The sequence below is a fragment of the Methyloversatilis sp. genome (assembly GCF_030698125.1).
Taxonomy (GTDB): domain Bacteria; phylum Pseudomonadota; class Gammaproteobacteria; order Burkholderiales; family Rhodocyclaceae; genus Methyloversatilis.
This window is the reverse complement of the sequence record NZ_JAUYNV010000052.1, coordinates 66767-77179: the sequence shown is the minus strand read 5'-3', so window position 1 is coordinate 77179 and position 10413 is coordinate 66767. Positions and strand designations below refer to the sequence as shown.

Below are 10413 nucleotides of genomic sequence, written 5' to 3'. Positions count from 1 at the left end.
GTGCCGCGGCTGGCGCATGTGCGTGAGCGGCTGCCCCTACAAGAAGATCTACTACAACTGGAAGAGCGGCAAGGCCGAGAAGTGCATCTTCTGCTACCCGCGCATCGAGGCCGGCCAGCCCACCGTGTGCAGCGAGACCTGTGTGGGCCGCATCCGTTACCTGGGCGTGCTGCTGTACGACGCAGACCGCATCCAGGAAGCCGCCAGCGTGCCCAACGAGATGGACCTCTACAAGGCCCAGATCGACCTCTTCCTGGACCCGCACGACCCCGCGGTGATCGCGCAGGCGCGCGCCGACGGCATCCCGGACAACTGGCTGGACGCCGCGCGCCACAGCCCGGTCTACAAGATGGCGGTGGACTGGCAGGTGGCGCTGCCCCTGCACCCCGAGTACCGCACCCTGCCCATGGTCTGGTACGTGCCGCCGCTCTCGCCCATCACCGCCGCGGCCAACGCCGGGCAGCTGGGCGACAACGGCGAGATTCCGGACGTGAGCCAGCTGCGCATCCCGGTGAAGTACCTCGCCAACCTGCTGACGGCGGGCGACACGGTCCCCGTGGTGCGCGCGCTCGAACGCATGCTGGCGATGCGCGCCTACCAGCGCGAAAAACATGTCGACGGCCGCATCAATCTTGCCGCGCTCAACCAGGTCGGCATGAGCCAGCAAGCGGTCGAGGACATGTACCACGTGATGGCCATCGCCAACTACGAAGACCGCTTCGTCATTCCGACGGCGCACCGCGAATACGCGGAAAACGCCTTCGACGTGCGCGGCGGCTGCGGCTTCTCGTTCGGCAATGGCTGCTCGGAAGGCAGCTCCGACAGCAGCCTGTTCGGCGGATCGAAACGCCGCACGATTCCGATCAAGGCGGTGGTCTGATCATGGGCCTGTTCACTGCATCCACCCCGACGCGCATCGCCCACACGCTGCGCGTGGCCGCGCACCTGCTGTCCTACCCCGACGCCGCGCTGCGCGCCCACTTGCCGGAACTGGGCGGGGCGCTGCGCGCCGAAGGCGCGCTGTCTGTCGTGCGGCTGGGCGAACTCGACGCGCTGATCCGCTCGCTGGCCGACGCCGACCCGCTCGACGCCGAAGCGATCTACGTCGAACTGTTCGACCGCGGCCGGCGCACCTCGCTGCACCTGTTCGAGCACGTGCACGGCGACTCGCGCGACCGCGGCCCGGCGATGATCGACCTGGCGCAGACCTACGAGAAGGCGGGCCTCTACCTTGCCGAAGGCGAACTGCCCGACTTCCTGCCGGCGGTGCTGGAGTTCGCCTCAACGCAGCCGGCGGCCGAAGCCCGCGCGCTGCTCGGCGAGATGGCGCACATCTTCACCGTCATCTTTTCGGCGCTGCTGCAGCGGCAGAGCCCCTATGCCAGCGTGCTCGGCGCACTGATCGAACTGGCCGGCGAAAAGGCACAGGCCGTGACGATCGCGCCCGACGAACCGATCGACGAAAGCTGGGTCGAGCCGCTGGCCTTCGACGGCTGTTCGTCTCAAGGCCAGGCCAAACCCGGCGCCGTGCAACCCATACATATCGTCCGCAAGTCCTCCGCCACCCAAGGAGCGCAACCATGACTACCTGGCTCGACAACCTGCTGTTCGGCTACTACCCCTACATCTGCCTCGCGGTGTTTTTCATCGGCAGCCTGCTGCGCTTCGACCGCGACCAGTACACCTGGAAGAGCGACTCGTCGCAGCTGCTGCGCCGCGGCCAGTTGCGCCTGGGCAGCAACCTGTTTCACATCGGTGTGCTGTTCCTGTTCTTCGGCCACTTCTTCGGCATGCTCACGCCGCACTTCCTCTACGAACCTTTCATCGGCGCGGGCGACAAGCAGATCGTCGCCATGGTGTCCGGCGGCATCGCCGGTGTGCTGGCTTTCGTCGGCCTGACGCTGCTTCTGCACCGCCGCCTGACCGAGCCGCGCATCCGCGCCACCTCGAAAACCAGCGACATCGTCATTGTCGTGCTGCTGTGGCTGCAGTTGCTGCTCGGCCTGGCCACCATCCCGCTGTCGGCGCAGCATCTGGACGGCAGCATGATGATGAAACTGGCCGAATGGGCGCAGCGCATCGTCACCTTCCGCGCCGGCGCACCGGAACTGCTGGCGGACGCGGGCTGGGTATTCAAGATGCACATGTTCCTCGGCATGAGCATCTTCCTGATCTTCCCCTTCACCCGCCTGGTCCATGTCTGGAGCGGCTTCGCCTCCGTGCTCTACCTGTTCCGTCCGTATCAGGTGGTGCGCGCACGCCGGCTGAACGTGCCGGCCGGCCACAACCAGCCGCGCCAGCCCGGCGCCGGCGTCTGAGGAAACCGACATGGAAACCGCAATGGACACATCGATGCAAGCCCCCCCCGCCGCCGTCGCCCGGGTCAACGGCGTGGCGGTCAGCACGGCCGGCGAGTCGCTGCCGCACGAAGCCCTGCAGCAGCGCACCTACACCGAACTGCTGCGCCAGACGGCGCAGCGCGCCGGCCTGCTGTCGGCCGACGACTTGCCGACGCCCGACGGCGTCATCAGCGAAGCGGCTTCGGCCGCCATCGACCTGCTGATCGAACGTTCGGTGCAGGTGCCCGAGCCATCCGAAGAAGCGTGCGCCCGCCACTACGCGGCGCACGAGGCGGCGTGGCGCACCGGCGAGCGGGTGCGCGTACGGCACATCCTGTTCGCCGTCACCCAGGGCGTCGACGTGGTGGCGCTGCGCAAGCGCGCCGAAGGCGTGCTGCTCGACGTGCGTTGCCACGACGGCAAGGCTGAAGACGTGTTCGCGCACGCCGCCGAACAGTTTTCGAACTGCCCCAGCGGGGCGCACGGCGGCGAGCTGGACTGGCTCACGCCCACCGACTGCGCGCCGGAGTTCGCGCGCGAGCTGTTCGGCCATGTCGAGGTCGGCGTGCTGCCGCGCCTGGTGCACAGCCGCTTCGGCCTGCACGTGGTCGAGGTGCTCGAACGCGATCCCGGCCGGACGCAGGCCTACGAGTCGGTGCGCGGTGCGGTCGCCGGCGCGCTGCGCCAGCAGAGCTTCGTCACCGCGCTGCGCCAGTACCTGAGCGTGCTGGCCGGCGAGGCCGAAGTCGAAGGCATAGACCTGAACCGCGCCGACTCGCCGCTGGTGCAGTGAAGTTCGGCGTGGCCGTGCGGCAACGCAACGATCACTGACCCTCGTCAACATGCCGTCCCGGCCCGCTGCCTAAGCTGGGCGACGCTGCGGGCCTCCCCGCCCGCGGCGTCCCGTGCATCCGATCCGCCTCCACATGTCCGCCTCCACACACGCCGCCTCTCCTTCCCCGCGCAAACCCCGGCTCGTCTGCCCGGCCGGTTCGCTGCGCGCCCTCACGCTGGCCATCGACGCCGGCGCCGACGCCGTCTACATGGGCCTGAAAGACGCCACCAACGCGCGCAACTTCGCCGGCCTGAACTTCGACCTCGCGCAGGCGCGCGAGGGCATTGCCTACGCCCGCAGCCGCGGCCGCGAAGTGCTGATGGCGCTCAACACCTTCGCCGACGCACGCGCGCCCGAGCGCTGGTTCGCCGCGGTCGATGCCGCGGCCGAGCTCGGCATCGACGCGCTCATCTGCGCCGACACCGCGGTGCTCGCCCATGCCCGCGACCACCATCCGCAACTGCGCCTGCACCTGTCGGTGCAGGCCTCCGCCACCACCCGGGAGGCGATCGAGTTCTACCGCGAACGCTACGGCATCCGCCGCGCCGTGCTGCCGCGTGTACTCACGCTGTCGCAGGTCGAACAGGTGTGCCGGCACAGCACGGTCGAGATCGAGGTGTTCGGCTTCGGCAGCCTGTGCGTGATGGTCGAAGGCCGCTGCGCGCTGTCGTCCTACGCCACCGGCCAGTCGCCGAACACGGCCGGCGTGTGCTCGCCGCCATCGGCCGTACGCTGGGAGGACGGCGCCGGCGGCGTGTCGGCCCGCCTGAACGGCGTGCTGATCGACCGCTACGCACCGGACGAGCCGCGCGGCTACCCCACGCTGTGCAAGGGCCGCTTCGACGTCGACGGCACGCGCGACTACGCGCTGGAAGAACCGACCAGCCTGAACACGCTGTCGCTGCTGCCGCAGCTGATGGACATGGGCATCGCCGCGATCAAGATCGAAGGGCGCCAGCGCAGCCCGGCTTACGTCGAACAGGTCACCCGCGTCTGGCGCGCCGCCATCGACGACTGCGCCGCGCAGCCGTCGCGCTTCGCCGTGCAACCGGAATGGACCGCCGCGCTCGGCCGCTGGGCCGAAGGCCAGCAGCACACGCTCGGCGCCTACGACCGCCCGTGGCGCTGAACCGATGGATACGCCCATGAACCGCATCGCCCTCACCGTCGGCCCGGTGCTTTACTACTGGCCGCGCCGCACCCTGCTCGACTTCTACGCCGAAGTGGCCGAGTCACCCGCCGACACCGTGGTGCTCGGCGAGGTGGTGTGCAGCCGCCGCCACGAAATGAAAGCCGACGACTGGCTCTCACTCGCCCGCGAGCTCGCCGCCTGCGGCAAGGAGGTGGTGCTGGCCAGTCAGGCGCTGCTCGAATCCGTCGCCGACCTGCGCGCGATGCATCGCTGGGCCGACCAGCATGAATTCCTGGTCGAAGCCGGCGATGCCTCGGCGCTGCGCGCACTGGCCGGCCGGCCCTTCGTGCTCGGCCCGCACATCAATGTCTACAGCGAGCCGGCGCTGCGCGAACACGCCGCGCTCGGCGCGATACGCTGGGTGGCGCCGGTCGAGCTCGGGCTGGATGCGCTGGCGCTGATCAACCCGCCGGCCGCGCCGGTAGCCGGCGGACCTGGCGCCGACACGCCGATCGCCACCGAAGTGTTCGCCTTCGGCCGGCTGCCGCTGGCCTTCTCCGCACGCTGCTTCACCGCACGCCACTTCCACCTGAACAAGGACGACTGCGGTTTCCGCTGCATCGAACACCCGGACGGCCTGCTGCTCGACACCACCGAAGGCCAGCCCTTCCTCGCGCTGAACGGCATCCAGACGCAGTCCGCCGCTCAGCACTGCCTGATCGCCGATGCACCGGCGCTGCGCGCCGCCGGCGTGCGCCGGGCACGGCTGTCGCCGACCGCGCAGCACTTCGGCACGGTGACCGCGCTGTTCGACTCGGTCTGTAACAGTGGCGCCGACGCCCTCGCCGCCGCCGCTGAACTGGACGCGCTGAGCCTGCCCGGCGGTCTGGTCAATGGTTACGCACACCGCCGCCCCGGACTGGAAAGGATGCCCGCATGACGACCGCTTCGCCGACCTCCTCCCTGCCCGCACTGCCGCCGCCGCCCGCGGCGCTGCGCAGGCTGATCACACGCCTGCCGATACAGCCGCCTTCCCTGCTGCTGGCGGCCGCGCTGAACCGCACGCTGCGCCCGCGCCTGCCTGTCGACGCGGCCGCGGCGCTCGCCGGCCACACGGTCGAAATCGAGGTGCGTGACTTCGGCGTGCGGCTCCGGCTTGCACTGCGCGACGGCCGCTTCCGCAGCGCCCCGGACCACGGCCCGGTCACGCTGCGCATCGCCGCCGACGCCGCCAGCTACCTGCGCCTGCTGCGCGGCGACGAGGATGCCGACCGGCTGTTCTTCGAACGCGCACTGGTGATGGAGGGCGACACCGAATACGGCCTGCTGCTGAAGAACACGCTGGACGCCATCGGCCCGCTGCTGCACTGGCCGTCGCCGCCACGCTGAACCGGAGGTCCGCCCCATGCCCGACGAACTGCTCGCCCGCCTGCGCCGCTTTCACGACCACACCTTTCCCGGCGTGCAGGACCGGTTCCAGGATCTGGTGCGCGACGGCCAGCACCCGACCATCCTGTTCATCGGCTGTTCGGATTCGCGCCTCGTGCCCTATCTGCTGACCGGCACCGGGCCGGGTGAGCTGTTCATCGTGCGCAACGTCGGCGCCTTCGTGCCGCCCTACGACATCGGTGCCAGCCGCGGACAGCTGGCCGGCTTTCACGGCACTACCGCCGCCATCGAATACGCCATCCTGAACCTGAAGGTGGCGCACATCATCGTGTGCGGTCACAGCCACTGCGGCGGCGTGCGCGCGCTGTACGAAGGCGTCGACCCCGACACGGCACCCAACCTCGCCGCCTGGCTCGACCTCGGCCGCGAGGCGGTGCTGCCGGTGCAGCTCACCGACGAAGCGTTGCGCCGCACCGAACAACGCGCGGTCGTGCTGCAGCTGGAGCGGCTGATGGACTACCCGATGGTGCGCCGTCAGGTGGACGCCGGGCAGCTTGCACTGCACGGCTGGCATTACGTCATCGAGGACGGCGAAGTGCATGTGTTCGACGTGCACCAGGGCGCCTTCGTGCCGGCGTCCAGTTCCGAACACAGCGGCACCGGCCCCTTCCTGCCTTTCGCCGGCGACGACATCAGCCCGGTGGATGCATGGTGAGCCCGGCGCTCGTTCATACTCGCGCCATGTCGACCCACGACCTGCCCCACGACTTCGCGCCGAGCAACCGGCGCGACTTTCCCGGCCGCCGCTGGTTGCTGGTCGCGCTGCGTTCGGCGCATCTGGTCGGCGTCGTACTGGTCGGCAGCGCTCTGCTGACCGGGCAGGATGAATACCGTCGCGCAGCCGCTGCACTGATGCTGCTGACCGGCCTCGGCCTGTACGGCATCGAGGTGTGGAGCAAGCCGCGCCATGCGCTCGAACTTGCCGGTCTGTTCATCCCGCTCAAGCTGGCAGGCGTCGCCGCCATGATCGTGCTGCCGCAGTTCGCCGCCGGCATCTTCTGGCTGCTGCTGGTCGCCTCCTCCATCGTGTCGCACGCACCTGCCGGCTTTCGCCATCTGCGCCCCGGCAAACGCAACTGAACCGGGCCGCCGCGCAATGTCGGTTTCTTTCCGGCGACGGCGGCCCTGTTGGGCATCGCTGCGCTCACCCCAACCTACGGGTCGGTCGCTGTAGGTTGGGGTGAGCGCAGCGATGCCCAACACAATCCTCACCACCGCAGCCACCGTCGCTCGCGCGACACCATCGCCGATCAGGTGGGGACACCCGCGTAGCGGCCGGCCCCCGTAGGTTGGGGTGAGCGCAGCGATGCCCAACGCAATGGTCACCACCGCAACCACCGTTGCAGTGCGACACCGTCGCCGGTCGCGTAGGGGGGTATCCGACTCCGGATCGCGGAAGAGGTACGACAGACATGCAGGAGATCACTGCCGAGCCCGCGTCACGCACCGGCGCATCGCAGTGAGACAACGCCCCGGGCGGCGATACAGCCGTCTCTGCGCCTGCCCCGAAATCCGAGACACCCGTATCCCGAGCGCCGATTTCCCGCACCATTCCGGGAGCATTTCCCTGATTTCCTGCGGCATCGATCTTGCGTCGTCGTGACACGCACCGGCAGGCCGCCGATGCGATCCACACACGAACACAACGAACTCGATTGGAGAGAGGAAACATGGCGATGCTGAAATCTGCGGGCGCTTTTCCCCGCGCAGCAAGGAAGACATTGTGGCTGTCCATCATGCTCGGCGCCGCGCCGCTGGCGATGGCCGCGGCCAGCGACGGGAACTGGACCGAATACAACGGCGACAAAGCCGGCTCGCGCTATCTGGCCGGCGGCAAGGTGAACGCGCAGAGCGTGAAATCGATGAAGGTGGCCTGGCGCTGGGCCATGCCGGACAACAAGGTGTGGCAGGACAACGCGGAACTGCGTACCTGGGTGAATCAATCGACGCCGCTGGCCATCGACGGCGTGCTGTACTCAAGCTCGCCGATGTCCATGGTATCGGCGATCGACGGCAAGACCGGCAAGACCTTGTGGACCTACGACCCCAAGGCCTATGTCGAAGGCACACCGCCCAACCTCGGCTTCATCAGCCGCGGCCTGTCCTACTGGGCGAACGGTGAGGACAAGCGCATCCTGGTCGGCACTGGCGACGGCTACCTGATCGCGCTGAATGCGAAGACCGGCAAGCCGATCGAGTCGTGGGGCGACAAGGGCCGCATCGACATGACCAAGGGCTTGCGCCGCTTCGTCGACCGCTCGCTGGTTGCCCTGACCTCGCCGCCCATCGTATGCGGCAACACCATCGTGCCCAGTCTGGCCGTGCTCGATTCGTTCGCCGTCGGCCGCGCGCCGATGAAGAACCATCCGCCGGGCGACATCCAGGCCTTCGACATCCGCACCGGCAAGCGCGTATGGCATTTCGAGCAGCCGCCGCAGGAGGGCCAGCCGGGCAACGAAACGTGGGAAGACGGTTCGTGGAAAACCACCGGTTCGGCCAACATGTGGTCGCGCCCGAGCTGCGACGAGGAACTGGGTCTGGTCTATCTGCCCTTCTCGACGCCGACCAACGACTTCTACGGTGGTCACCGCAAGGGCGACGGCCTGTTCGGCGAATCCGTGGTCGCACTCAATGCGAAGACCGGCAAGATCGCCTGGTACCAGCAGATCGTGCACCACGGCCTGTGGGACTACGACCTGCCGACCGCACCCAACCTGATGGACCTCACGGTCAATGGCAAGAAGGTGAAGGCGCTGGCGCAGGTGACCAAGCAGGGCTTCGTGTTCACTTTCGACCGCAGCACCGGGCAGCCGGTGTGGCCGATCACCGAAAAGCCGGTGCCGCAATCTTCGGTGCCGGGCGAACGTTCGTCGCTGACCCAGCCCTTCCCCAGCCTGCCTGCGCCCTTCGTGCAGCAGGGCGTGAGCGAGGACGACCTGATCGACCTGACGCCGCAGCTGAAGGAAGAGGCGAAGAAAATCCTGTCGCGCTACAACTACGGCCCGTTGTACACGCCGCCCACGACCGACAAGGCCGGCACGCTGCAGGTACCGGGCGTGCTGGGCGGCGCGAGCTGGGCCGGTGCGGCGCACAACCCGAAAACCAATGTGCTGTACGTGCCGTCCTTCACCATCCCCTTCGGCATCAAGCTGAAGAAGGAGAACGAAGGCGTGTACGACTACACCGGCACCTGGGCCGGCGTCGGCGGTCCGCAAGGTCTGCCGCTGTTCAAGCCTCCGTTCTCCACCGTCACCGCGATCGACATGAACACCGGCAAGCACCTGTGGCGCGTGCCGGCGGGCAAGGGCCCGGTCGATCACCCGGCGCTCAAGGACCTGAAGCTGGACCGCGTCGGCGTGCCGCGCGAAAGCTTCATCGCGCTGACCGACGACGTGCTCTTCCTGGCACCGGAAGGCACGAACTCGGTGCTCGGCCTTTCGTCGCGCGGCAATGCGCTGATCACGCAGGCGACCGCGGACGAGAAGGAGCCCTTCCTGTATGCGCACGACGCGCGCACCGGTGACGTGCTCGGCGAGGTGAAGCTCCCGGGTGCGGCATTCGGCGCGCTGATGAGCTATCGCGCCGGCGGCAAGCAGTACGTCGTGGTGCCGATCGGTGGCGCCGGCCTGCCGGCGGAGCTGGTGGCCGTACAGGTCGACTGAACGCCGCCGATGTCCGGGCCGTGTCGCGCTGTCGTGCGGCACGGCCATCGAACTTCCCGCAACACCCGGAACGGATCCATGGATATACGGAAACTCATCTTCGCAGCGCTCATGAGCGGCATGGCGTCGGCAATGGCCTTCAACGCCGTGCTGCCGGACAAGACCCCGGATGGCGCAACGCCCGCCGGCCCCGCCCCCTTCGACCTCGCCGATCCGGCACGCATCAAGCTCGGTCAGGACCGCTTCCAGTCGACCTGCGCCGACTACTGTCACGGCCACAAGCCGGCGCTGTTCATCGAACGCGAGGGGCTGGAGGCGGAATACGTGTTCAACACCATCCGCGACGGCGGCCGCGGCGCCACGCCGATGCCACCCTGGGGTGAGGTGTTCACGCAGGAGGAAATCTGGGAACTGGTGGCCTACATCAAGTCCATCGGAAAGTGGTAGGCGGCCCGCCTCCTGTCTACGTCCTCGATCGGCCTGTGACTGTCTGCAACCCGGCCTCAGCCGGGCAGCACGCCCGGCGCAGCCCGGCTGAGGCATACTCCGGCCACTCCGCATCCCGGCAGTCGGATTGCGGCAGCGAGCATGAGCCATATCGTGCAGATTTCGAACCTCAGGAGGCAACAGACATGAATCAAGACACCGTATGCACCCTCGTTCCCTACTTCGACGTGCCGGCCGACAAGGTTGATGAATTCAAGGCCCTCGGCAAACGCTTCGTCGAGCGCACGCGCAGCGAGCCGGGCTGCGTGCATTACGCCTTTTCGTTCAGCGGCTGCACGGCGCATTGCCGCGAAGGCTATGACAATGCCGAAGCCGTACTCGCCCATCTGGAGAATGTCGGCGCATTGCTGCAGGAAGTGCTGGCCTTCGCCTACATCACCCGCATCGAGGTGCACGCACCGGCAACCGAAATCGCCAAGCTGCTCGAACCGCTGGCCGGCCTGAAACCGCAGTATTTCGTGCTTGAGGAAGGCGGCATCCGTCGCTGAA

The 10413-nt window shown here is 68.1% G+C and carries 12 protein-coding genes; all 12 read left to right on the top strand.

All coding sequences use genetic code 11. The features are described 5' to 3' along the window. The coding region (locus tag Q8Q80_RS17445; protein ID WP_371132784.1) for a 4Fe-4S dicluster domain-containing protein at positions 1–880 on the top strand (880 nt) is incomplete at its 5' end. A 2-nt stretch (positions 881–882) separates the two neighbouring features. Continuing rightward, on the top strand, positions 883–1584 hold the full coding sequence (gene narJ / locus Q8Q80_RS17440) for a nitrate reductase molybdenum cofactor assembly chaperone (protein WP_305634136.1): 702 nt from the start codon (positions 883–885) through the stop codon (positions 1582–1584). After that, positions 1581–2318 carry a respiratory nitrate reductase subunit gamma gene (gene narI / locus Q8Q80_RS17435; RefSeq protein WP_305634135.1) on the top strand — a complete coding sequence of 246 codons (738 nt, stop codon included), beginning with the start codon at positions 1581–1583 and terminating at the stop codon, positions 2316–2318. The genes narJ and narI overlap by 4 nt, the downstream gene beginning before the upstream one ends. 34 nt (positions 2319–2352) lie before the next feature. Further along, complete coding sequence (locus tag Q8Q80_RS17430) at positions 2353–3132, top strand: peptidylprolyl isomerase (protein WP_257092470.1); 780 nt, start codon at positions 2353–2355, stop codon at positions 3130–3132. A 133-nt stretch (positions 3133–3265) separates the two neighbouring features. Further along, positions 3266–4303, top strand: coding sequence for a peptidase U32 family protein (locus tag Q8Q80_RS17425; protein WP_305634134.1), 1038 nt, complete (start codon positions 3266–3268; stop codon positions 4301–4303). 16 nt (positions 4304–4319) lie between these two features. After that, positions 4320–5246 (top strand): U32 family peptidase, encoded by a 927-nt coding sequence (locus tag Q8Q80_RS17420; protein ID WP_305634133.1) that lies wholly within the window; start codon positions 4320–4322, stop codon positions 5244–5246. Continuing rightward, positions 5243–5695: an SCP2 domain-containing protein gene (locus Q8Q80_RS17415; protein WP_305634132.1), complete on the top strand. Its 453-nt coding sequence runs from the start codon at positions 5243–5245 to the stop codon at positions 5693–5695. Before Q8Q80_RS17420 ends, Q8Q80_RS17415 begins: the two co-directional genes overlap by 4 nt. A 16-nt stretch (positions 5696–5711) precedes the next feature. Further along, on the top strand, positions 5712–6410 hold the full coding sequence (locus Q8Q80_RS17410; protein WP_257092458.1) for a carbonic anhydrase: 699 nt from the start codon (positions 5712–5714) through the stop codon (positions 6408–6410). A 26-nt stretch (positions 6411–6436) separates the two neighbouring features. Continuing rightward, entirely contained in the window at positions 6437–6835 is a 399-nt protein-coding gene (locus Q8Q80_RS17405; RefSeq protein WP_305634131.1) for a hypothetical protein, read from the top strand. Between the two features lie 590 nt (positions 6836–7425). Next, complete coding sequence (locus Q8Q80_RS17400; protein ID WP_305634130.1) at positions 7426–9417, top strand: pyrroloquinoline quinone-dependent dehydrogenase; 1992 nt, start codon at positions 7426–7428, stop codon at positions 9415–9417. Positions 9418–9495: 78 nt separating this feature from the next. Further along, entirely contained in the window at positions 9496–9864 is a 369-nt protein-coding gene (locus Q8Q80_RS17395; RefSeq protein ID WP_305634129.1) for a cytochrome c, read from the top strand. Positions 9865–10049: 185 nt separating this feature from the next. Then, on the top strand, positions 10050–10412 hold the full coding sequence (locus tag Q8Q80_RS17390; protein ID WP_305634128.1) for a putative quinol monooxygenase: 363 nt from the start codon (positions 10050–10052) through the stop codon (positions 10410–10412). Position 10413 lies beyond the last annotated feature (1 nt).